The 24,999-nt window shown below is 64.0% G+C and carries 25 protein-coding genes; 16 read left to right on the top strand and 9 right to left on the bottom strand.

Features of this window, described 5'->3' with window-relative positions:
* The first annotated feature begins 2 nt into the window (after nt 1-2).
* Both CAL28_RS27275 and CAL28_RS27270 read left to right on the top strand, forming a co-directional pair.
* Nucleotides 3-1,475 carry a S41 family peptidase gene (locus CAL28_RS27275; RefSeq protein ID WP_094844121.1) on the top strand — a complete coding sequence of 491 codons (1,473 nt, stop codon included), beginning with the start codon at nt 3-5 and terminating at the stop codon, nt 1,473-1,475.
* Nucleotides 1,472-2,221 (top strand): HesA/MoeB/ThiF family protein, encoded by a 750-nt coding sequence (locus tag CAL28_RS27270; protein ID WP_094844120.1) that lies wholly within the window; start codon nt 1,472-1,474, stop codon nt 2,219-2,221. Before CAL28_RS27275 ends, CAL28_RS27270 begins: the two co-directional genes overlap by 4 nt.
* 285 nt (nt 2,222-2,506) lie before the next feature.
* Here the strand turns inward: CAL28_RS27270 and slmA are convergent, their stop codons facing one another.
* The 3 genes from slmA to argB all read right to left on the bottom strand — a co-directional run bounded on the left by slmA (nt 2,507) and on the right by argB (nt 4,800).
* On the bottom strand, nt 2,507-3,082 hold the full coding sequence (gene slmA, locus CAL28_RS27265; RefSeq protein ID WP_094844119.1) for a nucleoid occlusion factor SlmA: 576 nt from the start codon (nt 3,080-3,082) through the stop codon (nt 2,507-2,509).
* Nucleotides 3,083-3,154: 72 nt separating this feature from the next.
* Nucleotides 3,155-3,901: a pyrimidine 5'-nucleotidase gene (locus tag CAL28_RS27260; protein WP_094844118.1), complete on the bottom strand. Its 747-nt coding sequence runs from the start codon at nt 3,899-3,901 to the stop codon at nt 3,155-3,157.
* On the bottom strand, nt 3,901-4,800 hold the full coding sequence (gene argB / locus CAL28_RS27255; RefSeq protein WP_094844880.1) for an acetylglutamate kinase: 900 nt from the start codon (nt 4,798-4,800) through the stop codon (nt 3,901-3,903). Before argB ends, CAL28_RS27260 begins: the two co-directional genes overlap by 1 nt.
* 306 nt (nt 4,801-5,106) lie before the next feature.
* On the opposite strand from argB, the gene CAL28_RS27250 reads away from it, so the two are divergent.
* Nucleotides 5,107-5,880, top strand: coding sequence for a MetQ/NlpA family ABC transporter substrate-binding protein (locus tag CAL28_RS27250; RefSeq protein ID WP_094844879.1), 774 nt, complete (start codon nt 5,107-5,109; stop codon nt 5,878-5,880).
* Nucleotides 5,881-5,925: 45 nt separating this feature from the next.
* Here CAL28_RS27250 and CAL28_RS27245 read toward each other — a convergent pair whose 3' ends face one another.
* Nucleotides 5,926-6,669, bottom strand: a complete 744-nt coding sequence (locus CAL28_RS27245; RefSeq protein WP_094844117.1) for an aldolase — start codon at nt 6,667-6,669, stop codon at nt 5,926-5,928.
* 162 nt (nt 6,670-6,831) lie between these two features.
* On the opposite strand from CAL28_RS27245, the gene CAL28_RS27240 reads away from it, so the two are divergent.
* A complete protein-coding gene (locus tag CAL28_RS27240) occupies nt 6,832-7,329 on the top strand; it encodes a MarR family transcriptional regulator (protein ID WP_094844116.1) in 498 nt (165 codons plus the stop codon).
* A gap of 96 nt (nt 7,330-7,425) precedes the next feature.
* Nucleotides 7,426-8,949 carry a DHA2 family efflux MFS transporter permease subunit gene (locus tag CAL28_RS27235; protein WP_094844115.1) on the top strand — a complete coding sequence of 508 codons (1,524 nt, stop codon included), beginning with the start codon at nt 7,426-7,428 and terminating at the stop codon, nt 8,947-8,949.
* Between the two features lie 25 nt (nt 8,950-8,974).
* On the opposite strand, the gene CAL28_RS27230 is transcribed toward CAL28_RS27235, so the two are convergent.
* Nucleotides 8,975-10,936 carry a glycoside hydrolase family 15 protein gene (locus CAL28_RS27230; RefSeq protein ID WP_094844114.1) on the bottom strand — a complete coding sequence of 654 codons (1,962 nt, stop codon included), beginning with the start codon at nt 10,934-10,936 and terminating at the stop codon, nt 8,975-8,977.
* 253 nt (nt 10,937-11,189) lie between these two features.
* Here CAL28_RS27230 and CAL28_RS27225 point away from each other — a divergent pair, with 253 nt between their 5' ends.
* Nucleotides 11,190-12,854 (top strand): response regulator, encoded by a 1,665-nt coding sequence (locus CAL28_RS27225; protein ID WP_254926246.1) that lies wholly within the window; start codon nt 11,190-11,192, stop codon nt 12,852-12,854.
* Here the strand turns inward: CAL28_RS27225 and CAL28_RS27220 are convergent.
* From CAL28_RS27220 to CAL28_RS27205, 4 genes are all read right to left on the bottom strand, one after another.
* Nucleotides 12,820-13,323: an acyl-CoA thioesterase gene (locus tag CAL28_RS27220; RefSeq protein ID WP_094844112.1), complete on the bottom strand. Its 504-nt coding sequence runs from the start codon at nt 13,321-13,323 to the stop codon at nt 12,820-12,822. The two genes, CAL28_RS27225 and CAL28_RS27220, sit on opposite strands and share 35 nt — an antisense overlap.
* A 268-nt stretch (nt 13,324-13,591) precedes the next feature.
* Entirely contained in the window at nt 13,592-14,380 is a 789-nt protein-coding gene (gene trpC, locus CAL28_RS27215; RefSeq protein WP_094844111.1) for an indole-3-glycerol phosphate synthase TrpC, read from the bottom strand.
* Nucleotide 14,381: 1 nt separating this feature from the next.
* Nucleotides 14,382-15,407, bottom strand: a complete 1,026-nt coding sequence (gene trpD / locus CAL28_RS27210; RefSeq protein ID WP_094844110.1) for an anthranilate phosphoribosyltransferase — start codon at nt 15,405-15,407, stop codon at nt 14,382-14,384.
* 29 nt (nt 15,408-15,436) lie between these two features.
* Nucleotides 15,437-16,009 (bottom strand): anthranilate synthase component II, encoded by a 573-nt coding sequence (locus CAL28_RS27205; RefSeq protein ID WP_094844109.1) that lies wholly within the window; start codon nt 16,007-16,009, stop codon nt 15,437-15,439.
* Nucleotides 16,010-17,099: 1,090 nt separating this feature from the next.
* Between CAL28_RS27205 and CAL28_RS27200 the strand changes: the two genes are divergently transcribed.
* The 10 genes from CAL28_RS27200 to CAL28_RS27155 all read left to right on the top strand — a co-directional run bounded on the left by CAL28_RS27200 (nt 17,100) and on the right by CAL28_RS27155 (nt 24,956).
* Nucleotides 17,100-17,846, top strand: coding sequence for a hypothetical protein (locus CAL28_RS27200; protein ID WP_066123920.1), 747 nt, complete (start codon nt 17,100-17,102; stop codon nt 17,844-17,846).
* A gap of 118 nt (nt 17,847-17,964) precedes the next feature.
* Nucleotides 17,965-18,177: an AlpA family transcriptional regulator gene (locus CAL28_RS27195; protein ID WP_066123919.1), complete on the top strand. Its 213-nt coding sequence runs from the start codon at nt 17,965-17,967 to the stop codon at nt 18,175-18,177.
* A 43-nt stretch (nt 18,178-18,220) separates the two neighbouring features.
* Nucleotides 18,221-19,096 (top strand): ParA family protein, encoded by an 876-nt coding sequence (locus CAL28_RS27190; protein ID WP_066123916.1) that lies wholly within the window; start codon nt 18,221-18,223, stop codon nt 19,094-19,096.
* Entirely contained in the window at nt 19,080-19,328 is a 249-nt protein-coding gene (locus CAL28_RS27185) for a hypothetical protein (protein WP_066123913.1), read from the top strand. The genes CAL28_RS27190 and CAL28_RS27185 overlap by 17 nt, the downstream gene beginning before the upstream one ends.
* The gene (locus CAL28_RS27180; RefSeq protein ID WP_066123910.1) at nt 19,321-20,976 is read left to right on the top strand and encodes a ParB family protein; all 1,656 of its coding nucleotides are present in this window, start codon (nt 19,321-19,323) and stop codon (nt 20,974-20,976) included. Before CAL28_RS27185 ends, CAL28_RS27180 begins: the two co-directional genes overlap by 8 nt.
* Nucleotides 20,977-20,991: 15 nt before the next feature.
* Complete coding sequence (locus CAL28_RS27175) at nt 20,992-21,552, top strand: DUF2857 domain-containing protein (RefSeq protein ID WP_066123908.1); 561 nt, start codon at nt 20,992-20,994, stop codon at nt 21,550-21,552.
* 3 nt (nt 21,553-21,555) lie between these two features.
* Nucleotides 21,556-22,818, top strand: a complete 1,263-nt coding sequence (locus tag CAL28_RS27170) for an STY4528 family pathogenicity island replication protein (RefSeq protein ID WP_066123904.1) — start codon at nt 21,556-21,558, stop codon at nt 22,816-22,818.
* A 319-nt stretch (nt 22,819-23,137) separates the two neighbouring features.
* Complete coding sequence (locus CAL28_RS27165; RefSeq protein WP_066123901.1) at nt 23,138-23,917, top strand: PFL_4669 family integrating conjugative element protein; 780 nt, start codon at nt 23,138-23,140, stop codon at nt 23,915-23,917.
* Complete coding sequence (locus CAL28_RS27160; RefSeq protein ID WP_066123898.1) at nt 23,914-24,441, top strand: DUF3158 family protein; 528 nt, start codon at nt 23,914-23,916, stop codon at nt 24,439-24,441. Before CAL28_RS27165 ends, CAL28_RS27160 begins: the two co-directional genes overlap by 4 nt.
* A gap of 68 nt (nt 24,442-24,509) precedes the next feature.
* On the top strand, nt 24,510-24,956 hold the full coding sequence (locus CAL28_RS27155) for a single-stranded DNA-binding protein (RefSeq protein ID WP_066123895.1): 447 nt from the start codon (nt 24,510-24,512) through the stop codon (nt 24,954-24,956).
* Nucleotides 24,957-24,999 lie beyond the last annotated feature (43 nt).

The raw sequence follows: 24,999 nt of genomic DNA, 5'->3' as shown, positions 1-24,999 counted from the left end.
GCATGAGCACTCGCAAGTTTCGTAGTTTCGGCCTGGTATCGCTCGGCGTAGTGGCCGGGGTTTTGCTCAGTGTCGGCGTGACCGCGGTCGCGCAGCGCGGCGGCAGCCCCTTGCCTCTGGACGAACTGCGGCAATTCACCAATGTATTCGGTGCCATCAAGAACAACTACGTCGAGCCGGTCGACGACAAGACACTGATCGATAACGCCATATCGGGCATGGTGTCCGGCCTGGATCCGCATTCCGCCTACCTGGATGCCGATGCCTATCGCGACATGCAGACCGCCACGCAAGGCGAATTCGGCGGCCTGGGTATCGAGGTCGGCGCCGAAGACGGCTATGTGAAGGTGATCTCGCCCATCGAGGACACGCCGGCCGCGCGCGCGGGTGTCATGGCGGGCGATCTCATCACCAAGATCAACGACACACCCACCAAGGGCATGTCGCTGAACGACGCGGTCAAGCTGATGCGCGGCGCGCCCAAGACGCCGATCACGCTTACCATCATGCGCGCCGATCATCCGCAGCCCATCGTGCTGCGCGTCGTGCGCGACATCATCAAGGTGCGCAGCGTGCGCAGCAAGATGCTCGATGGCAACGTCGCCTATGTGCGCATCGCCCAGTTCCAGGAGAAGACCGGCGCCGACATGGCCCGCCAGCTCGCGGAACTTGGCGCGAAGCAGCCGCCGCGCGCGCTGATCCTGGATCTGCGCAATGATCCGGGCGGCCTGCTTACCAGCGCGATCGGCGTGGCCTCGGCGTTCCTGCCGGCGGATTCGCTGGTGGTCTCCACCGATGGCCGCACCCCGGACGCGCGCCACAAGTATCTGGCGACGCCGGCCGAGTACGCCCGCGGCGAAGGCAACTACCTGGCGGGGCTGCCTGGCTGGGTCAAGACCGTTCCCATGGTCGTGCTCGTCAACGTCGGTTCCGCCTCGGCTTCCGAGATCGTCGCCGGCGCGCTGCAGGACCACAAGCGCGCCAAGGTGATGGGCAACCGGACGTTCGGCAAGGGCTCGGTGCAGGTCATCCTTCCCTTGACCGAAGATACGGCCATCAAGCTGACCACGTCGCGCTACTTCACGCCCAGCGGCCGTTCCATCCAGGCAACCGGTATCGAACCGGATTACGTGGTTGCCGATACGGCGACCGGCGACCTGTTCCGCCTGCCGCGCGAAGCGGACCTGCAGCGCCATCTGGCCAACCAGCAGGCGCCCAACGGCGAGATCAAGTCGGCCAACGATCCCGCCAATATCGAGCTGCCCAAGACCTTCGAGTTCGGCGGCAAGGACGACTTCCAGCTGAAGCAGGCGCTCAATCTTCTGGATGGCAAACCCATCCAGAAAGCGATCCCCAAGACCGCGGCGAACGACAAGGCCTCCAGCCAGCAGTCCGCCGCGCGTCCCGGCACGGAGCCGCCGACGGAGCGCATGACCATCACGCCGTCCGGAGTCCAGCCCGCCAAGGCAAAATGAACGACCGGCAGTTGCTGCGCTACGCCCGCCATATCCTGCTCGACGAACTCGGTATCGAAGGGCAGGAAAAATTCCTGGCGGCGCACGCGCTGATCATCGGCGCGGGGGGGCTGGGTTCCCCCGCCGCCATGTACCTGGCCAGCGCGGGCGTGGGCCACATCACCCTGGTCGATGACGACGTCGTCGAACTCAGCAATCTGCAGCGCCAGCTTCTGCACACCACGGAAAGCCTGGGGCAGCCCAAGGTGGAATCCGGGCGCAGGGCACTGCATGCTTTCAACCCCGAAGTCGTCGTCGAGACCATCGCCCGACGCCTGCAGGGCGATGCGCTGGATGCGGCCGTGGCGCGCGCGGATGTGGTGCTGGATTGCTCGGACAACTTCACCACGCGGCACCAGATCAATCGGGCCTGCGTGCATCACCGCAAGCCCCTGGTATCCGGCGCGGCCATTCGTTTCGACGGACAGGTCGGCGTCTTCGATATGCGCGATGCTGCCTCGCCCTGCTATCACTGCCTCTTTCCCGAAGCCGACGATGTCGAGGAAGCCAATTGCGCCACCATGGGCGTGCTGGCACCGCTGGTCGGGATCATCGGCAGCGTGCAGGCCGCCGAGGCGCTGAAGGTCCTGGCGGGCATAGGGCAGACCCTGGCGGGCCGCCTGCTTTGCCTGGACGGCCTTGCCATGCAGTGGCGCAGCTTGAACGTACCGCGCGACGAAGAATGCGCGGTGTGTGCGGGTAGATAGTCCTACCCCCGAAGCGCTGCGCGCTTCCCCCTCAAGGGGGCGACGCTGGAGGACCGGCGGAGCCGGATCCTCGGCGTCCCGGGTCGGCTGCACCTGTTTTTTGCGGGGCGGTTGGTGGGTTGGCCCACCCCCGAAGCGCTGCGCGCTTTCCCCCTCAAGGGGGCGACGCTGGAGGACCGGCGGAGCCGGATCCTCGGCGTCCCGGGTTGGCTGCACCTGTTTTTTTCGGCGGTATGGTGGGTTGGCCGACCTCCGGAGCGCTGCGCGCTCCCCCTTACATCGGCGTCAGCCCAGTGCGAGGCGCAGTTGTTCGTCCAGGTGCGCGGTCGGCGCGACGCGCCAGCCGCTTTGTGCGTAGCGCAGCCAGCGGCCCAGCACGAAATGCGTCAACAGGCTCGCATGCGCGCTGACGTCGGCGTTGGCGGGCAGGCCGCCGTCATGGACCGCGGTACGCAAGGCCTGCCGAAAGGACGCCTCGATGCGGTCGTTGATATGGTTGATGCGATCCTGCAGGCGGTTGTCCTCGGTGACCAGCGCATCCCCCGTCAGCACGCGCGTCATGCCCTTGTTGCGTTCGGAAAACGTCAGCAGCATATTGACCATGCGCCGTGCCTGGCCCAGGCCTTGGGGCTCCGCCGTGCCGATCTGGTTGACCAGCGTGAATATGGTCTGCTCGATGAACTCGATCAGGCCTTCGAACATCTGCGCCTTGCTGGCGAAATGCCGGTACAGGGCGGCTTCCGAAACCTGCATGCGAGCCGCCAGGGCCGCTGTCGTGATTCGCGCCGCGTGGGGCTGCTCCAGCATCTCCGCCAGGGTCTGCAGGATCTGCGTTTTCTTCTCGCCGGGTCTGCTTGCCATGGGTCTGGCCGTCCGCGAGGCGGCCGATAGGGAAAAGTTCAGGAAGAAAGGAAAAACCGAAAAACAGGTTCGCTAGCGGCGCAGGGGCCGGCGTTGCAGGAGCAACTCGCTGACCGAGTTTACCCGCAAGTCCACATAGCCCGGCCGGTTGCGGCCGCCCTTGCTGAAGGGCGTGCCGGGGTGGTGAATGTGTACCGTGCGCAGTCCCACGCGGCGCGCGCCGCGCAGGTTTTCCAGCGTATCCTCGACCAGCACGGTATGCGCGGCGGCGACGCCTTCGCGCGCCAGTACGCGGCGCAGCAGCGTGGCCGAAGGCTTGGGCCGGAAGTTGCCGTGCCAGTTCATGTGTTCGATGGCCCACAGGCTGTCGAACTGCCCCAGCAAGCCAAGATGGCGCAGCACCGCGCGCGCATAATGCAGCGGCGCATTGGTCAGCAGCACCTTGCGTCCGGGCAGGCGGCGCAGCTTGGCGGGCAATCCGGTTTCCGCCTTGATCAGCGGACGGACATCGAAATCGTGGCTCATGCGCAGGAAGGCTTCGGCATTCACGCCATGGTGGCGCACCATGCCGATGACCGTCGCGCCATAGCGCTTCCAGTAGGTGGTCCGCAGGGTGTTGGCCGTGTCCATGTCGACCCCCAGCGTTTCCGCCACCGCGCGCGTCATGCCCGCGTCGATGCGCGGAAAGATGGCGTGCGAGGTGTTGTGCAGCGTGTTGTCCAGATCGAACAGCCACAAGCGCGCGGGCGCGGCGGCGGCGATCCGGCGCGAGCGGCGCAGGCGTGATGCCGGCCGCAACAAATACCGGTGTATGTGCATCAGCGCGACGTGATCATGGTGCCCACGCCTTGATCCGTCAGCAGTTCCAGCAGCAGGCAGTGGGGTACGCGTCCGTCGATGATGTGCACCGAATTGACGCCGCTGCGCGCCGCGTCCAGCGAGGAGGATATCTTCGGCAGCATGCCGCCCGAGATCGTACCGTCGGCGAACAGATCGTCGATCGCGCGCGCCGACAGGCTGCGCAGCAGCTGGCCATTCTTGTCCAGCACGCCCGGCGTATTGGTCATCATCAGCAGCTTTTCCGCGCCCAGCACTTCGGCCATCTTGCCGGCGACCACGTCGGCATTGATGTTGTACGCCTTGCCGTCCTGGCCGTAGCCGATGGGCGAGATCACCGGGATGAACTGGTCGTCCTGCAGCGCCTTGACGACGGCCGGGTCGACCTGCGTGATATCGCCGACGAAGCCGATATCCAGCGGCTGGCTGGGATTTTCCTTGTTCTCCATCAACTTCTTGCGCGCGCGGATCAGGCCGCCGTCCTTGCCCGTCAAGCCGACCGCCTTGCCGCCGGCTTCGTTGATCATCATGACGATGTCCTGTTGCACCTGGCCGCCCAGAACCCATTCCACGACTTCCATGGTTTCCGCGTCGGTCACCCGCATGCCCTGCACGAAGGTGCCGCTCTTGCCGATACGGCGCAGGGCATCGTCGATCTGCGGACCGCCGCCGTGAACCACCACGGGGTTCAGGCCGACGAGCTTGAGCAGCACGACGTCGTGCGCGAAGCTCTGCTGCAACCGTTCTTCCGTCATGGCATTGCCGCCGTATTTCACGACGATGGTCTTGCCGTGGAACCGCCGCAGGTAGGGCAGTGCCTCGGACAGCACGCTGGCCTTCAGCGCGGGGGACAGGGCGGCGGTTTCGGAGGTATCGGTCATGGCGGCAGCAAACGCGATGATGATGGATAAAAGGGGGTGGGTGCGGCAGGGGGCGCCGCTGACCGGCATTGTATTACCCGTTGGGTCTTATGCCAGCGCGTAATAAACAGATGGAGTACAAAAAACCCGGGTTCATGTAGATTTGATCCCTTTCGTTTTAAACGGTCCATGCTGGAACCCCGGACAAGGAGGAAAGAAATGACTCAACCATTGACGCGGCGCGCAGCCGCGCATCGCGCGGCGGACGCGATTTCCCACCTGGCTGTCGCCGGCCGCGTCCGCCGCCGGCTGGGCGCCTGGACGGCCATGCTCCTGGCCGGCCTGGCCACTGTCCTGATGGCCGCCGCGCCGGCCCTCGCGGCCGACAAACTGATCGTCGCCGCCACGCAGGTGCCGCACGCGGAAATCCTGGCCTTCGTCAAGCCAGCCTTGGCGAAAGAGGGCGTGGACCTGGACATCAAGGTATTCAGCGACTATGTGCAGCCGAACGTACAGCTGGTGGACAAGCAGGTGGACCTGAACTTCTTCCAGCACCAGCCCTACCTGGATACCTTCAACCAGGACCGCAAGGCCAACCTGGTCGCGATCGCGAAGGTGCACGTCGAGCCTTTCGGCGCCTATTCGCGGAAGATTGCCAACGTGTCGGAACTGAAGACCGGCGCGACCGTGGCCATTCCCAATGACCCCACCAATGGTGGCCGCGCCCTGATCCTTCTGCAGAAGCAGGGGCTGATCAAGCTGAAGGACCCGAAGAATATCCGCGCGACGCCGCTGGATGTGGTCGAGAATCCCAGGAAGCTGAAATTCCAGGAGCTCGAAGCCGCCATGCTGCCGCGTTCGCTGGACGATGTGGACCTGGCGCTGATCAACACCAACTATGCACTGGAGGCCGGCCTGGTGCCGACCAAGGACGCGCTGTTCATCGAGGGGCCCGACTCGCCCTATGCCAACATCCTGGTGGCGCGGCCGGACAACAAGGACAAGCCGGCGGTGCAGAAGCTGGTCAAGGCCTTGCACACGCCCGAGCTACGGCAGTTCATCCTGGACAAGTACAAGGGCGCTGTCGTTCCCGCGTTCTGACGTCCATTGGCGGGATCGCGCCACGGTGCGATCCCGCGTGTGGCATCAACGTCCGATGGTGGGCAGGCGGCGGCGCAGGGATTCGAAAAACAGCGTGGATTGCAGCCGCTCGCCCTGTATCTGCATGGCCACATGGCGTGCCATGGTTTCGGGCACCGGCTCCAGCGGCAGGCCCGTGGACAGCGCCAGCACTTCGGCCTGGCATGCCCGCTCCAGGAAATAGAGATCGTCGTAGGCGTAGTCGATCCGTTCGCCGCAGACGACCACGCCGTGATTGCCCAGGAAGAGCACGTCGGCGCCGCTCATGGCCCGCGCGATGCGTTCGCCTTCCGCGGTGTCGAGCGCCAGCCCGTCGTAGCGGGGATCGATCGCCACCCGGCCATGGAAACGCATGGCGTTCTGCGACAGCCGCGTGTCCAGGCCCCGGCGCGCGGTCAGCGTCAGCGACGTGGCGTATGGCATGTGCGTGTGCAACACGCAGGTCTTGCGCGCGATGCGATGGATCGCCGCATGAATGAACATGGCGGTCGCTTCGACGTCGTGCTGTCCGGCGAGTTTGGCGCCCTTGGCGTCGACCATGACGATGTCGTCGGAATCGATCTCGCTCCAGTGCAGGCCGCGCGGATTGATCAGGAAGCGGTCGCTGCCGTCGGGCAGGGCGACGCTGAAGTGGTTGCAGACCCCTTCCTCCAGCCCGTGATGCGCGGCCGCGCGCAAGGCCAGCGCCAGGTCGGCCCGCAGGGCCAGGGTCTCTGAAGAGTGGGGGAGGCTATCGGGTTGGGCGGACATGGTATCGGGGAGGGCAGGCAGGCAATGGCCGGAAGGCCGATTTAAACCGAAAGCCGCGGCGCCGCACAGCGGATTCCGTCCTGGTTGACCGGGCAGCTTAAGATCTCTGTCAGCCGGTCAGGCGATATAATAACGTAGGTTATTAGTTGTGCCCGCTCTCCGATGCCTTCGTCTTCCTTCGAGCCTTTCGAACAGGCCATGGACGAACTGTCGCTGCGACTGGCCTCGCGCCACCAGCTGCGCGAGTCCGTCCTCAGCCGGCTATTCATGCACGTCGCGGCGCGGCTCGGGGACCACATGGACGCGCCGCTGCGCGAGCATGGATTGAACTCCACCCTGTGGACGTCCCTGGTCGTCATCTATGCCAGCGATCAGCACCGCCTGAAGCCGTCGGACCTGAGCATCTTCATGAACTCCTCGCGAACCAACAGCACGAGGGTGGCGCGCGAGCTCGAACGCCAGGGCTACGTCGTTCGCCAGGTGGGCGAAAGCGATCGCCGCCAGGTATTCCTGCAACTGACGCCCAAGGCGCTGGCGTTCGTGCGGCTGTATCTGCCCAGGCGACGGGCGCAATTGAAATCGCTGTTTTCCGGCTTCGAAGCGGGAGAGGCCGACGAACTGGAGCGCCTGCTGCGCAAACTGCTGTCCCATGTCGATTGAACGCCAATGTCCGCCGTTTTTTTTGCCCAAATAGTAACGTAGGTTATTAATTTTATGTCCGCCACCGGTCGCCCGAGTGCCGTCCCGCACAAATCCATGATTACGGTCTCCATCATGCTGGCGACCATCATGCAGACCCTGGACAGCACGATCGCCAACGTCGCCTTGCCGCACATGGCGGGCGGCCTGTCCGCCTCCCAGGACCAGATCACCTGGGTTCTGACGTCCTATATCGTCGCCGCGGCCATCGCCACGCCGGTCACCGGCTGGCTCACCGGACGCTATGGACTGAAATCGGTCTTCCTCGTCTCCATCGCGGGCTTCACCGTCATGTCGCTGGCCTGCGGCGCGGCGGGCAATCTGGCGCAGATCGTCGCGGCCCGCCTGCTCCAGGGCGCCTTCGGCGCCGCGCTGGTGCCTTTGTCCCAGGCCGTGATGCTGGACGTCAACGAACCCAAGGACCATGCCAAGGCCATGGCGGTGTGGGGCATGGGTGTCATGCTGGGGCCCATCCTGGGCCCCACGCTGGGGGGCTGGCTGACCGACAATATGAACTGGCGCTGGGTGTTCCTGATCAACCTGCCGGTGGGTTTGCTGTCCTTTTATGGCGTGGCCCGTTTCATCCATGACGACGGCGCGCGCCGGGACGGGCGCTTCGATGTGTTCGGCTTCGCCACGCTGGCCGTGGCCATCGGACTGCTGCAACTGATGCTGGACCGCGGCGAGCAGGCCGACTGGTTCGATTCGATCGAAATCCGTGTCTACGCCATCTGCGCGTTCGTGTCCTTCACGTTTTTCATCCTGCACACCGCGACCAGCGGCGAGCATTCTTTCTTCAAGGTGGCACTGCTGCGCGACCGCAATTTCGCGATCGGCCTGTCGTTCTACTTTCTGCTGGGCCTGCTGTTGTACGCCACGCGGGCCTTGCTGCCACCGCTGTTGCAGACTCTGCTGGGCTATCCGGTCGTTACCACGGGCGTCGTCACCGCGCCCAGCGGCCTCGGCACCATGGTCTCCATGCTGGTGGCCGGCCGGCTGGTAGGCCGGATGGACGGGCGCCTGATCATCGCGCTGGGTTTCGGCCTGACCACCTTGTCGCTGTGGCAGATGTCCGGCTACACCCCGCAGATCACCGAATGGGATGTCATCGTCCCGGGCTTCATCCAGGGGCTGGGCCTGGGATTCACCTCGGTGCCGCTGACCACGATGACTTTCTCCACCCTGGACCGTTCCCTGCGTTCCGACGGCACGGCAATCTACAGCCTGTCGCGCAACATCGGCAGCAGCATCGGGATTTCGGCGATGCAGACGCTGCTGGTGCGCAATAGCGCCACGCTGCATGCGTCCCTCGGCGCCTATGTCACCGGCGCTGCATTGATGATGCATCCCGACGCGCTGTCGCGGACGTTCGATGTCCATACGGCCCAGGGACTTGCCGCGCTGAACGAAATCGTGACCAATCAGGCTTCCTTCATCGCCTACCTGGATGATTTCCGCTTCATGATGTGGATGACGCTGGCGGCAATACCGTGCCTGGCCTTCATGCGGACGCGGCGCGCGCAGTCCCCCGCGGAACAGGCCGCGGAGCAAGCCGAGTTGCAGCACGTGGCGGCGGAATGATCCGCTACGGCGACGGCAGGCCGGTCTAGCGCGGATCCGCCCGCGCGGGGCCGGATGCGTCCGCCGTGCGCGGCGCATCGGCCGCCTCCGGCGCGGGGCCGCCATCGTTTGCCGTGCTCCTGTCCGCCGACTGGCCATGCCGCGTCGTCGCGCCGTTGTGCGCCCCGGTGCCGTTGTGGGGCGCCGCGCTGCGCGATCGTTGCCGCGCGGGGCCCTGGGCCTGCAGCAGGTTGTATGCCGTATTGACCAGTCCGATGTGCGAGAACGCCTGCGGGAAGTTGCCCACCATGCGTTGCCGCACCGGGTCGTATTCCTCCGCCAGCAAGCCCAGGTCGTTGCGCAGGGACAGCAAGCGCTCGAACAGCGTGGCTGCCTCGTCCAGGCGTCCCTGCATGGCATAGGCGTCCGCGAGCCAGAAGCTGCACGCCAGGAATACGCCTTCGTTCTGCGCCAGGCCGTCATCCGATTGCTCGGGCACGTAGCGCATGACGAGGCCGTCGCGCATCAGACCTTTCTCGATCGCCTGTATCGTGCCCGCCACGCGCGGGTCATCGATGGCAAGGAAACCGACCTGCGGAATCAGCAGCAGGCTGGCATCCAGGGCCTTGCCGCCGTAGTGCTGCACGAAGCTGTTCATGCCGGCGTCGAAGCCATGCCGCAGGATATCGGCGCGGATCTCGTCGCGCAGATGGCGCCAGCGTTGCACCGGACCCTCCAGGCCGAAACGCTCGGCTGACTTGATGGCCCGGTCGAACCCCACCCAGCACATCAGGCGCGAATGCGTGAACGAGCGGGGTGCGCCCCGGACCTCCCAGATGCCGTGGTCCTGCTGTTTCCACTTTTCCTCCAGCGGCGTCAGCAGGATGCGCTGCAGGCGCCACGCCTGTTCCAGCGGCGCCAGTTCGGCCTCGCGCGCCGCGTGCAGCGTATCGATCAATTCGCCGTAGATATCCATCTGGACTTGCGCCGACGCCGCATTGCCGATACGCACGGGCCCGCTGTTCTCGTAGCCGGGCAGCCAGGGAATCTCCATCTCCGGCAGGCTGCGCTCGCCGGCGATGCCGTACATGATCTGCAACTGGTCGGGATGGCCCGCCGAGGCCCGCATCAGCCACATGCGCCAGGCTTCGGCCTCTTCGCGATAGCCGGCGTTCAGCAGCGCGTAGAGTGTCAGCGAGGAATCGCGCAGCCAGCAATAGCGGTAGTCCCAGTTGCGCGTACCGCCCAGGTTTTCGGGCAGCGAGGTGGTCGGCGCCGCCACGATGCCGCCGGTGGGCCGGTAGGTCAGCAGCTTGAGCGTGATCAGCGAACGCACGATGGCCTCGTGCCATTCCGGAAAACGATGGTCGGTGCGGCAATGCTTGGCCCATTCCTTCCACCAGGCTACCGTGCGGTCCAGGCTTTCCATGCGGTCCGGCACGAAGTGCGGCACTTTGTGCGAAGGATGATAGGACAGCGTGAAAGGAACGTGCTCGCCGGCCCGCACCTTGAAACGCGAAACGGTACGCAGATCCTTGCCCTGCAGCGGCGCCTGCGTGTGCAGCTCGACCGCATCGGGTCCCGCTATGGCGCTTAGCCCGTAATCGCGCCGGCGCACCCACGGGACGGCCTGGCCGTAGTTGAATCGCAGCACCAGCTCCATATCGATGTCGACGTGGCCGTGATCGCCGCGCACGATGCGCACCACGTCCACGCGTTCTTCGTCGTCGCTCAGCGGCATGAAGTCGAAGAGGGTGACGGTGCCGGTGGCGGTTTCGAAGCGCGTTTCCAGCACCGCCGTGCCGGGAATGTAGCGGCGGCGGGACTGGTATGCGTCGCTTGGACACAGCTTCCAGAAACCATGGTCTTCCGTGCCCAGCAGCGCGGCGAAACAGGCCGCCGAAGCGAAATGGGGCAGGCACAGCCAGTCGATGGAGCCGTCGCGCGATACGAGCGCCGCCGACAGCATGTTGCCGATGATTCCGTAGTCTTCGAGTGGTTTCGACATGAAGTCCGACCCTCCTTGTTGTCGTCGGGCCACCGAAGGAGTGCTCCGTAAAGGAAGCGGCGATGCCCGCGCGGCGTGGGGCCCGTCATGGATGAGCCTTAGCCTATCATGGACCCATCCCCGGGGCCGGCTGCGCTGCCGTGTATCGTAAGAAAATATCCCGCACCCGCTGCAACACGGCGTAACAGCCTCGAGCCCGGTCCAACTGCTGTAATGGTTGTACGAAGAAATGGGAGGCTCGGTGGATAAAGCCATGCAAGTATTGATACTGGCGCCGCAAGGCGAGGATAGCCAGGTCATACGCAGTACGCTGGCGAACGCGGGCGAGCAGTTCGTCGCCTGCGAGGATGCGCCGCAATTGCTCCGCGCCCTGCAGAGAGGCGCGGGGTGCGCCATTGTGGCGGGGGAATCCCTCACCGGCTCCGCGCTGGATGGCCTGGCGCAATGGGTCGGTCGCCAGGATCCCTGGTCGGACTTTCCGTTCCTGGTCATCGAGCCCGCGCGGGCGCCGGGGGCCGCGGCGGGACCCGATACGTACGAGCCGCTGGGCAACCTGATATTGCTGCAGCGGCCCTTGCGGGAAGACGTCATGCGCAGCGCCATTGCGACGGCGCTGCGCGCCCGCGGCCGTCAATATGACGCGCGGTCGGTGCTGCAGCGCCAGGCCGAAACGGAAGAAACGCTGCGCACCTTCAACGAGACGCTGGAAACGCGTATTTCCGAGCGCACTCACGCCCTGGCGCGCGCCAACGACCGGCTGATGAAGGAGATCCGCGAGCGCGAGCGTACGCAAAGCGCACTGGTGCAGTCGCAGAAGATGGAGGCGATCGGCCAGTTGACCGGCGGGCTGGCCCACGACTTCAACAACCTGCTCAACGTCATCATGGGCAGCGTCGAACTGATACAGCGCATCTCGGCCGACGACCGCGCGCGGCGCCTCGCCGTCAATGCGCGGCATGCCGTGGAACGCGGCGCCAAGCTCACGTCCCAGCTGCTGGCGTTTTCGCGCAGCCAGAACCTGGACCTGCGCCCCACCGACGTCAATGCGCTGCTGTCCGGCATGCGCGAACTGCTTGGGCTGTCGCTGGGGCCCACCGTGCGGGTACTGACCGATTTCGCCCCCGACCTGCCCATGGCTACCGCCGACGCCAACCAGCTCGAGCTGGCGGTGCTGAACCTGTGCCTGAACGCGCGCGATGCCATGCCCGCGGGCGGCGAGGTCACCTTGTCCACCGGGTTGCGCCAAAGCGGCGAAGGCGAGCTGGCCGCGGGCCGCTACGTGGTGATCTCGGTCAAGGACACCGGCACGGGCATTCCCGCGCAGACGCTGAGCAAGGTATTCGACCCGTTCTTCACCACCAAGCCCGTAGGCAAGGGAACCGGCCTGGGATTAAGCCAGGTCTACGGAATCGCCCGGCAATCAGGGGGCACCGCGTGCATCGCCAGCGAGGAAGGACGCGGAACGGAGGTGGAAATCTGGCTGGCGCTGGCGGATCCCGCCGCGGTGGACGATACGGTGGCGGCGGCCGGCACCGCCGCGGGGCAGCCGCGGGCGGTAAATATCCTGGTGATCGACGACGACGCGTCGGTGCGCCACCTGATCGTCGAATGCCTGGAGATACTCGGCTATGAGGTCAGGCAGGCCGCCGATGGCGAGGAAGGGCTGGCGATGATGCGCGAAGCGCCGCCGGACCTGCTGGTGGTGGATTTCATCATGCCCAAGCTTAACGGCGCCGAAGTCATCGAGCGGGCCCGCGCGATGCTGCCGGATCTGCCTGTCATCCTGGCGACGGGCTACGCCGACGCGCAGGTCGGCGCCAGCGTGCTGGAGCACGAGCGCGTGCTGCAGAAGCCGTTCAACCTGGACCAATTGTCGGCCATGGTCAGCGAGGCCCTGCGTCCGCCACATTCTGCTTGATGGTGACGTGGCGACGCTGCATTTCCTGCCGCAGCGCGCGGCGCTGGTCGGCGGCTTCGAAGCGTTGGCGTTCTTCTTCGTTGCGCGGCTCCAGCGGCGGTACCGGCGTCGGGTTGCCCAGCTCGTCCACGGCCACCATGGTGAAATAGCAGCTATTGGTATGGCGCACCAGCTTCTGGCGGATGTCCTCGGTAATCACCTTGATGCCGATCTCCATGGACGTCCTTCCGGTGTAGTTGACCGAAGCGAGGAAGGTCACGAGCTCGCCGACATGGATCGGCTCCCGGAATACGACCTGGTCCACGGAAAGCGTGACCACATATTGGCCGGCATAGCGGCTGGCGCAGGCATAGGCGACCTGGTCCAGGTATTTCAGGATATGCCCGCCATGCACGTTGCCGGAAAAATTGGCCATATCCGGCGTCATCAGGATGGTCATCGACAACTGGTGGCTGAAAGCTTCATCCATGGAAGAAGTGTCCTGTCTGGGGGGCTGGGGCAGGGACGCCCGGGATGGGCGCCGGTCCCTGCAAGCGGCCGACGCGCGGGCGCCACGCCGCGATCTTAGCAACCCCGGCCGTCGGGGAAACGGTCAAGAAATACGCCTGGAATGCCGTTGTTTGACTGGCGGCCGTCGATACCGGGGGCAGGCATGGGGCCTAGGGCCGGGCGGGCCGCGCGCGCCAGGGCGGCCAGGCAGCCTGGCGCGCGATACCCGGCCGGGGCGCCTGGTGGATTCAGGCGATGAGCCTGGCCAGTTCCGCGCCCGGATCCGCGGCGCGCATGAAGGCCTCGCCCACCAGGAAGGCTTCGACCTTGTGGTCGCGCATCATGCGGACGTCCTGCGGCCGCAGGATGCCGCTTTCGGTGACGATGCGGCGGCCGGCGGGCACTTGGGGCAGCAGGTCCAGTGTGGTCTGCAAGGTGGTCTCGAAGGTGCGCAGGTTGCGGTTGTTGATACCGATGAGCGGGGTGCGCAACTGGACCGCCACTTCGAGTTCGGCGGCATCGTGGACTTCGACCAGCACGTCCATGCCCAGGTCCATGGCGCACGCTTCGAGTTCCTTGAGCTGGGTCGGGGCCAGCGCCGCGACGATCAGCAACACGCAGTCGGCGCCCAATGCCCGGGAGAACACGACCTGGTAGGGATCGATGATGAAATCCTTGCGCAGGACGGGCAGGGGGCAGGCCGCGCGCGCCTGCCGCAGATGGTCGTGCGAGCCCTGGAAGAACTGCACGTCGGTCAGCACGGAAAGGCAGGCGGCCCCGTGCACCGCGTAAGAGGCCGCGATTTCGGCGGGGCTGAAGTTTTCGCGCAGCACGCCGCGCGACGGCGAAGCTTTCTTGATCTCCGCGATGATGCCGGGCTTGCCAGAGGCGATCTTGTCTTCGATCGCCTGGGCGAAGCCGCGCACGTCCTGCCGGGCTTGCGCTTCGCGCAGCAGCTCCGCCTCGCTGCGCATTTGTCGTGCGGTGGCGACTTCCTCCGCCTTGACGGCAAGGATCTTCGCAAGAATGTCGTTCATTTCAAAACTTCCGGGTGTAAGCGCAAAATTCTTCAAGCTTGCCGCGAGCGGCACCTGATGCAATCGTATCAGCCGCCAGTTTCAGGCCGGCTTCAATCGTTGGAGCGACGTTACCCGCATAGATGGCCAGTCCGGCGTTCAGGACGACGATATCGCGCGCAGGACCCGGTTTGTCGTTCAGCGCTTCCAGGATAAGGTCGCGCGACTCTTCACGATTGGACACCTTGATTCCCCGGTTGGACATCATGGATAGCCCGTAGTCCTCCGGATGGATTTCATATTCGCGGATTTCGCCGTCCTTCAGTTCGCCGACCATGGTCGCGGCCCCGAGGGATGCTTCGTCCATGCCGTCGCGGCCGTGCACCACTAGGACGTGGCGCGACCCCAGCCGCTGCAGCACCCGGACCTGGATACCGACGAGATCGGAATGGAAAACGCCCATCAGCTGGTTCTGCGCGCTGGCGGGGTTGGTAAGCGGTCCGAGGATGTTGAAAATGGTGCGCACGCCCATTTCCTTGCGCACGGCCGCGACATTCTTCATGGCGCCATGATGGGCTGGCGCGAACATGAAGCCGATGCCGACCTCGGCGATGCATTCGGCGACCTGCTGGGGGGCCAGCTGCAGGTTGGCGCCCAGGGCTTCCAGCACGTCGGCGCTGCCGGAGGACGACGACGCGCTGCGTCCGCCATGCTTGGCGACTTTCGCGCCCGCCGCGGCGGCGACGAACATCGCGGCGGTCGAGATATTGAACGTTCGGCTGCCGTCGCCACCCGTGCCGCACATGTCCAGCAGCCGTTCGGGGTAGGGGGTTTCGACCGGCGTGGCGAACTCGCGCATGACCTGCGCCGCCGCGGTGATTTCCCCTATGGTTTCCTTCTTGACTCGCAACCCCATGAGCAATGCCGTCGCGATCTGCGGCGAGAGCTCGCCGCTCATCAGCATGCGCATCAGGTGCAGCATTTCGTCGTGAAAAATTTCGCGGTGTTCGATGCAGCGCGTCAGCGCTTCGGTCGCCGTTATCGTCATGATCGATTCCCCCTCTTCGGAATGGTCTTTTATCGGATTTCCAGGAAATTCCGCATCAATGCATGGCCGTGTTCGCTGAGCACGGATTCGGGATGGAACTGTACCCCGTATATGGGCAGCGCTTTGTGACGCACGCCCATGATGTCGCCGTCTTCGGCGGTGGCCGTGGCCTCCAGGCAATCCGGCAGGGTGGCCGGATCGATGGTGAGCGAGTTGTAGCGGATGACGGTGTAGGGCGTGGGCAGCCCGGCGAAGATGTCGGTGCCGGTGTGGGAAATACGCACCGTCTTGCCGTGCATGATGCGCGGCGCGCGGACGATATCGCCGCCGAAAGCCGTACCGATGGCCTGGTGGCCCAGGCAGACACCCAGGATGGGCATCTTGCCGGCGAATTCGCGTATTACCGCCACCGAGATACCGGCCTCGGCGGGCGAGCAGGGACCGGGCGACACGCAGATGCGGTCCGGCTTCATGGCGGCGATCTCTTCCAGCGTGATCTGGTCGTTGCGCGCGACGCGCACATCTTCGCCGAGCTCGCCGAAATACTGCACCAGGTTGTATGTGAAGGAATCGTAGTTGTCGATCATCAGAAGCCTAGCCATAATAACTCCTTGATTTCAAAAGAAATTTTCATTACACACAAGCTCCGTTACACACTCTATTACACACATTGGCATTGGATTGCCTTGGAGTCAGCGTATCCATGATCCAGTGGTGCCACGATGTCGGGTGGAGTGATGCGTGTAGATGACGATAGTCGTCATGGGCGTGCCGGTCAGCACCGGCCCGTGCAGCGATCTGCGTGACCGCGCAGATCGCTGCGTCCCGCGATGTCGAGAGGACGCGCAGGAAGAGGTTCAACAGATAAGAAAGTTGGGGCATGAAAGCAGTCTCCTTGAAATTGGGAGCCGCCTTGCCGGGAGCGCGATGACACTGAGCCTTGCCGGTTCGGCGGCAAGGTGCGGCGCGATGCCGCAGCGACGTGCCGCTTCTATGAGAAGCGCCACCACCAACGGAGGTTGGACGTCGCGGAAAAATTCATCTGAAAGAAGATCCTATCGTTCTTTTCGTCAACTGGCCTGACGTAATTTGTCAGGCGCATGTACAGCGCGCTCCATTATAGCATCTGTCCAGAAGCTGGGCGATAGGCCAAGAAAAATTTCTACCTGCACCACAGCACGATACCGAAGCTTGTTCGAGTTGCGCAGCCAAAGCTTGCAATGGTTCAACGCCATTGACCTCGGGACGCTGGGGGTTCAAGCCCTTGGCAGATTGTCATTATTTTTATTTCATCTAACAGCATTCTTTTTAGACCCAGTCACTCTCCGTATCCCACCTAATAGCTGCGCTTTTACTCTGGAATCCACATCCCAAAGCGCATGGCTCACTCTCTTAGACCTATGTAGCCAAGCGGTTATGAAAATTCAGACTTGTTGAATATTGGTCTATCCATAACTCTCACGTAGGTGCGCAGAGTAAATGTCGAGCTGGTTGAACATTCCGCCATGACCTGGATTGGCGCTCGTCGATCGAACATAAATTAGCTCATATTTTCGACGAAACGATGACATTTTAAATACGTGTGCACGGCGCCAGCTAGTTCTTAAGGCTCTCGAAAAATCAAAATCCGAAAGTCGGAAATTAATCTGACTTACAGGGAATGATTTAGAGAACGCGATAGGAGATGGATGCATGCACGATAGTCCGCCTATTTCAAAAGTCTACTATCTTCCCATCGAAGCAGCTATACGCTGGGCCGGTTTATTGAGATATACGAATGAAATTCTGCCGTCGATATCTTCGTATCGACACTTACCGAAGACGATCGACTGCCCGAGATGGAATGAGCTGCGTTTGTTCTTGGAGCGAATCTATGACGCAATTCAGAACGGGGAACTCGCATATGGGCGCGATGGCATTACATCGAATGACAAATCGCTTTGGGATTCCCCAAACCTGACCGTGCGGCACGTGGACCTTAAGCGATGGATGCGTGAACACTATCCAGAGCACCGACCAGGGTTCCTCTTTACTCGCAGCGAGCGTATAGCTCATCCCATCATCACACTAGAAACCGGGCAAGCCATGCTTGTCGAACGGCTGGCCCTGAAATCCGCCTTGGACCAGTACAAGCGTCAACTGAACGAATTACAGGAAAAATACGACGCTCTGCTCAAACAGTCCACCATGATTCCCGCCTGCGCCCAATGCCCAATCAGTGATCGAGCCGAGGCCACCTATCTAAACATAATCGGCGGGATGCTGGATCTGATGCTCGGCCAGTCTCCATCGGGCACCTCGTACTCCAGTTTCAAAACCCAGGAGGCCGTGGTGAGCGCATTGGTGGCTCATCACAGCGGAGCCATGGGCATCGCGGAGCGGACGTTGAACGGCAAGTTCGCAACGGCAAGGCGTCGCCTGCGTAGCGCAAACGTTTGAGGTTTGCCAGCTTGTATGTGCAGTCGCGGATATTGCATTTGCAATGTCTTTCCGCAGCCATGTCTATTGAATAGAGGTCACGCCAACAAACGCCACTGAGCGTTCAGGAGTGACCGCCATGTCGCAAACACCTGTACTGCAACCGAACGAGCGCCGCATCCTGCGGCTGGATGAAGTCGAAGCCAAGTCTGGCTTCAAACGCGCCCACATCTACAACCTGATGAAGAAACGCCAATTTCCCCAGGCGCTGCGTCTAGGCGTGCGCGCGGTGGGTTGGGACTCGATCGAGATCGACCAGTGGATCGCCGAACGCCTCAACAACCGCACGTGACTCGCTCTCCCTCGGAATTCCCTATCCCCTGACGGAGAGCGCCATGCAGGTTGTATCCATTATCTCGACCAAGGGCGGTGTCGGCAAAACGACCACCGCCGCCAACCTCGGCGGACTTGCCGCTGACGCGGGTCTGCGCGTGCTGCTGCTCGACCTCGACGTGCAGCCCACCTTGTCCTCCTACTATGAGCTGGCACACCGCGCTCCCGGCGGCATCTATGAGTTGCTGGCCTTCAACGAGCGCGACCTCGTCCTACTTGTGTCCCGCACGATCATCGCCGGCCTAGATCTGGTGCTGTCCAACGACCACCGGGGCGAGTTGAACACCTTGCTGCTGCACGCGCCCGATGGTCGCCTGCGACTGCGGCACCTGCTGCCAGTGCTGGCCCCCCTCTACGACCTGGTGCTGATCGACACTCAGGGCGCGCGCTCGGTGCTACTGGAGATGGCCGTGCTTGCCTCCGACCTCGCGCTGTCGCCCGTGACCCCGGAGATCCTCGCGGCCCGTGAGCTGCGGCGCGGCACCATGCAGTTGCTGGAGGACATCGCACCTTACCGGCACGTGGGCATCGAGCCGCCACCACTGCACCTGCTCATCAACCGCGTTCATCCCGTATCGGCGAACGCACGGCTGATCCAGCAAGCCCTGCGCGATCTGTTCCAGGACCACGCCGGCATCCGCGTGTTGGCGACCGACGTGCCGGCCATCGAAGCCTATCCGCGCGCCGCGACGCGCGGTCTGCCTGTGCATCGGGTCGAGTACCGCCAGCCACCAGGGAGAGTCGCCCCCGCCGCGCTCGACACCATGCGCGGTCTGGCTGCCGAATTGCTCCCGCAGTGGCAGAACCGATTTGCCACGGTGTCCGGCCGTCCGCCACACCCTCTTGATACCAGGAGGCCTCATGGCGAACGCACATGATCTGGCCCGGGGCCACAAGCGACTGCGCGCCCTGATCGAGTTCGCTGTCGGTGAGGGCTGGCACGTCAAGCGCACGCCTGGTGGCCACCTCAAGTTCACCAAGACCGGTTGCGCCGCGATTTACACCAGCTCGACCGCCAGCGATCACCGAGCGGCGCTCAACGCCCGCGCGCAGATCCGCCGTGCCGAGCGCGAAGCGCAGTTCCAGGTGCAGGAAAACGACCATGGCTGAGATCACCTCCCAGCAGATGGCCGGCAAACTGCTTGCGGCGGGGTTCGAGCGCAGCGGCCCGTCCGCCTCGGCCCTAAGCGATCCCATCGCCGACACGCCGATGGTCGTGACCCTGGACCAGTTGCGCCCCTACGACCACGACCCCAGGAAGAAGCGCAACTCGGTCTACCAGGAAATCAAGGCGTCCATCCGCGAGCGCGGCCTGGACGCGGCACCGGCCATCACGCGGCGCCCAGGCGAGGACCACTACATCATCCGCAACGGCGGCAACACGCGGCTGGCGATCCTGCGCGAACTGTGGTCGGAGACGAAGGACGAACAGTTCTTCCGCATATCGTGCCTGTTCCGGCCCTGGCCCAGCCGTGGTGAAGTGGTCATGCTGACCGGCCACCTGGCCGAGAACGAACTGCGCGGGGGCCTGACGTTCATTGAACGGGCCTTGGGCGTGGAGAAGGCGCGCGAGTTCTACGAGCAAGAAAGCAGCGCCGCCGTGAGCCAAACCGAGTTGGCCCGCCGCCTCGCTGCCGATGGCTTCCCGGTCCAGCAGTCACACATCAGCCGCATGAGCGACGCGGTACGCTACCTCCTGCCCGCGATCCCGACCGTGCTCTATGGCGGCCTCGGCCGCCACCAGGTCGAACGCCTGTCGGTCATGCGCAAAGCTTGCATGTTCGCGTGGGAGCGCTACGCCAAAGGCCGCTCGCTAGTGCAGGACTTCGACGAGTTCTTCCAAGAAGTACTCTCGCAGTTCGACACGCAGGGCGACGAGTTCGCCCCTCAGCGCGTACAGGACGAGTTGATCGGTCAGATGGCCGAGCTGCTCGGCGTCGATTACGACGTGCTTGCTCTGGACATGACCGAATCCGAGAGTCGGCAGCGCGCGTTGGCCAGCGATCCGACACCGCTCTCGACGCCACCCGTACTGCCGGAGCCGCGTGCCATCGCGCGCCCACCTGCCACGACCGAGCCGCCCATCGCAGGTCCCGCACTTGCCGCACCGCCTGCAGATCGGCCAGCGGCCACCACTTCGACGCACGAGAGCGAGGCAAATGCCAGCCAGGCGGGCACGGCCAAACCCGCAGCGGATGGCGATCTGCTTGCCGAGCACATCGTCTCGCCGGCGCCGACGACCGAACGGCTCCAGTCCATCCAGCGCATGGTCGCCGACCAGTTGGGCGACGCGCTGCCACCGGACTTCTCGGAGAACGTCTTGCAGTCCATCCCCGTGCAGGCCGGCGGGCTCTATCCGATCTCCGATGTCTGGTACATCGAGCCCGGACTGGACACGCCCGAGCGTTTGCGCGCCCACATCGCGCAGTTCGCCCGCGAGATCGCGGGCGAGGCTGGACTGGACGAGTGCATCGATGACCGTCCAGACGGCATCGGTTTTGCCTGCCGGGCCCGCACCCAGGCCCCGGCGCCGCTGGGCCGTGCCGTCCTCACGCTGTTGGCGTGCCTGGCCGGTCAGCAGTCCGCCGACATCGGCCGGGGTAACGAACAAGTCCTCAGCAGCCTACCGGCGCTGCTGCACGGTCAAGGCGATGCGGCCAGGCGATTGAGCGACACCGCACTGGTCAAGCTGTTCCGGCTACTGCGGCTGGCCCGCCGCTTGCTCGATCTGGAAGCCGGCGCGGCTTCTGGAACGTGAGCGAGGGAAGCTAGCATGTCCGCACCCCACCCACTCAACCAGGCCGTCATTGCCCAGGCCCTCTACGACCTGCGCAATGGGCAACTGCGCCGCTGCAAGCTGATGGGGTTTGGCGAGGAAGAACTGGACGCCCTCAAGCATCCTGCGCTGATCAGCGTGCTGGCCAACGCCAACGTGTCCTGGTGCTCGGTGACGGTCAACCGCGAAGTGCTGCGGCGACTGCTCAAGCAGGCGCAGGATGTGGAGAAGGAAATCGCGACCGTTGATCGCATGCTACGCCTGGGGGGCAGCACGGAGATGGTCTGCCGCTTCTACGGACTCACCCACCAGGAAGTGGCGCTGCGCCGCGAAATCCTCGGCCTGCCCAAGCGCAAGGGCCGCCACCCCGTGCTGGATGAGAAGCAGGACACGGAACTGTGGCGGCAATGGAAGGCCGTGACCGGCAGCAGGAACGTCGATCTCGAAGACGAAACCTCCATCCTCGATGCCGCGATGGACTTGGCCGAAGGCATGTCACTGCCCCTGTCGGTGGTCTGGGCCTCAATCAAGGGCTGGGTCGATCAGGGATTGGGCTGAGCCATGGCCGTGGACGACACCGCACCACGCCGTGGCCCCATCCCAGTGGCAGACCTGTTCGACACTGCGCTGCAAGGCCTTGCGCCCAAGTCCCAGTCCCAACCCAGCCCCGGCGCACCTGCAACTGCGGCAGCACCATCGCCTACGCCCAGCACATCCGGCGATGCCTTCCTGTTCAGCGGGAATCGGCATGAGACCGTGCCGCGGCGGCTGTTCCTGGATCGCCGCCTGACGCCGCTGGAACGCAACGCCTGGCAAGTCTTCCGGCTGATGCTCAACCACGATGGCGTGACCGCATTCCCGACCTATGAGCAACTTCGACCGTGGCTGGGCTCGATGCCTTGCGCCGGGCAGGCATCGCATGAAACGGTGGCGCGGGCGCTGACGCTGCTGCGCCTCACCCGATGGTTGAGCCTGGTGCGGCGACGACGCGACCCGAAGACCGGCCGCATCCTCGGCAACCTCTATGTCCTGCACGATGAACCCCTGACGCCGTTCGAGGCCATGCAGCTCGACGCCGACTACTTGGCGCTGGTCAGCCAATCCCTGGGGCATTCGGCTAAGGCTGTGCAGATCGTCGGGCTGAATACGCTCAAGGAGATCGCGGACGATCCATTGCTCTCCGGTCGCACACTGCCTTCACGGTTGCAGGTCCTGGCCGAACGTCTCACCAGTCAGGACATCGCGATCAGCGAAAGTTATCCACAAGAGGATGCCTCTCACGATTCCGAAGAAGGGGTTGCGAGCCTTCTTCGGAATCGTGATGACCCCACTTCGGAATCCGAAGCAGGGACGAAACCCGCGCAAGACGCCTCTCTTCGGAATCCGAAGCAGGCCCGTACAGTACGTAGTAGTTGTATTAATGAAGTACGTACTACCGCGCACGAGCGCGGGCATGCGCGCGCACTGGGCGATCTGCAATGGCCCAAGCGCTTTACGGAATTGAAGGAAGAGCAGCAGACAGGTGCCAGGGTGGCATTGCAGCAGGTCGATGCCGCGCTGAGACAGGCCGTGCTGGACGAATGGGCCACACGATGCGGAAGCCACGGCATTCGCAATCCTGCGGGCTATCTGTTCGGCATCATCCAGCGGGCGATCCATGGCGAGTTCAACGCCTGGGCCAAGAAGGACGCGCCATCGGCACCCGTCACGCCAAACGAGCAGCGACCCGGAACACCACCACCTCAACCGCAGGGCAAGCCGGTGTCGTCAGAAGTCGCCAGGCAGCACATCGAACGGCTGCGCGATCTGCTCGCCAACAAGTGAAGCGGCCGGCAAGGCTGTGAAAGCAGACGCCCATGGATGCCAGTGGAACTATCCCCAGGGGATAAATCCACTGACGGCTACGGCATCGAAGCACTACGCACCAGGCCTTGATCGCCTGTCGAGGAATCAGCCTTGTCCGCGCTGATCCAGCGCCTGCAGCGTTCCTTGGCGCTCGATGGAACTATCCCCAGGGGATAGCTCGCGCCACATCAGCCCGCCACACCTTGAACCGGGGTCAGGCGGGTTTCGGTTTGTTGACTGACTGCCTTCCGCTTCCTGCCGAAGCTGGCTGCTCCTTTTCCAAAAACGAGCGGACACCATGGCAACCAATGAACCTCTGCAACTGAATCTCGGAGCGCTGCGCAGCGCGATGTCGCTCACGCTGCACACGCACCACGCTTCCCGCATCTGGCACGGCCGCGCCGCTGCCGAAGGACGACCGGGCATCGTCGGCTTGAACGGCTACATCGCCCAGATGAACAAGATGCGGCGCGGCTCGGAGCAGGACGACCCGTATTCGGACGGGTGGATGTTGCGCATCGAGGACAAGCTCGACCAGACCAAGGCCACGCTGCAATCGCTGCGCGAGCAGGTGGAACAGGCGCTGGCGAACGTGCCAGCGGCACTCAGCCTGGGCGAGAACCTCAACGTCCAGCCCGTCAAGCTGCCCCTGTTCGTCAATGCGCAGCTCGGCTTTGCCGCCGTCTATCTGCTGGCCGACTACGACGACATTGCCCGCAAGCTGATCCTCGCGCATCACACGGCGCTCATCGATCGCTCGACGCTCGAACGCTGGCTCAATGAAGGCGCGCATGCGTTGCGCAGCCTGTTCTCGCTGGCCCAGCAGTACCGCTATTCGGGCTGCACCCGCGACGACTTCGCCGCGAAAAATGCCGCAGCGCGGGCGGCGTTGGAGAAATTTGGCGAACTGCCGCAGGACGTACTGGAAGGCACACGCCGCTCGAAGTTTGCGCCGCCCATCGTGCGCCGTGGCCTGCAGCAGCGCGGTGATGAGCCTGCCGCAGCACCGTCCCCCGGCGAAGAAGCGCCTGCCGCCAATCCGGCCGAGGGCAACACCGGCGAGGACGAGCCGGCATGAGCGGCCCGAATCACGAAACCCGATACTTCCGGGATCTGCAACAGACAGCCTTCATGCGGCTGGAACACGCGGCCTCTCTAAAAGGCCTTTTAAAGCCTTTTAAAGGTAAAGGGGACTTGGAGGCCTGGGCCAGCCAGTGCTTCGCCATGCGCGACGCGTTGATTGGCCTGGCGCAGCGACAGGTGCTGCAACAGGCGTTCGGTCATCCCTTTCACCTGCTGCCTGTGGAACTGGCCCAGCAGACCACTGGCGCAGGAACAACCTTTCTGCGCTGGCGCAGGCACGACCGCTCGGTCATGGGCGTGGCCCTGTGGCAGGAACTGATGGCGAGCACCGCCACGCCGGTCAACCTGCTGGCCGATCTGCATGCCATCGAGCTTCAACGCATCACGCTGAACATGCAGATCAGCCTGTTGCACACCCTGGGCAGGCAGGCGCAGGAATGCGCCAGCAAAGCCGCCGAGGCGGATGACGCCTACCTGCGCCGGCTCAAGTCAACCCCACCCGCACTGCGCGATCAGTGATCGCGCCGGGCAACCTGCGCCCGCTGCCGACCAGGTGCGGGTATTTCAACCACCATGGAGATTGCAACATGAGCACGCATTTTTCCGGCGAAGGCAACATCGGTTCGCCCCCTGAGTACCGCGAATTTCCCAGCGGCAACGATGAACCGCGGCGCTTGCTGCGGCTGAACGTCTATTTCGACAACCCCGTCCCCACCAAGGGCGGTGACTTCGAGGACCGCGGCGGCTTCTGGGCTCCCGTCGAGATTTGGCATCGCGATGCCGAGCACTGGAAGGACCTGTATCAAAAGGGCATGCGCGTGCTGGTCATCGGCCGCATGGAGCGCGAACCCTGGACGGACAACGAGGAACAGCCGCGCGAAACCTGGCAGATCAACGCCCGTAGCGTCGGCATCCTGCCGTACCGCATCGAGTCTGTGACCCTCAGCCCGAAGCCGCAGCAGGAGGCAGCAGAGCCAAAGCCCCAGGCCAACGACGATTCGGCTGCGCCGAAAGAGACCAAGCGCAGGAAGTAACCCGGCATGGAGGGCGGCCAGCATTCTTCGCCGCCCTCCATGC

The organism is Bordetella genomosp. 11, from assembly GCF_002261215.1.
Taxonomy (GTDB): domain Bacteria; phylum Pseudomonadota; class Gammaproteobacteria; order Burkholderiales; family Burkholderiaceae_B; genus Bordetella_C.
The sequence above is the reverse complement of the archived record's forward strand: the minus strand, read 5'-3'. Positions and strand labels throughout refer to the sequence as shown.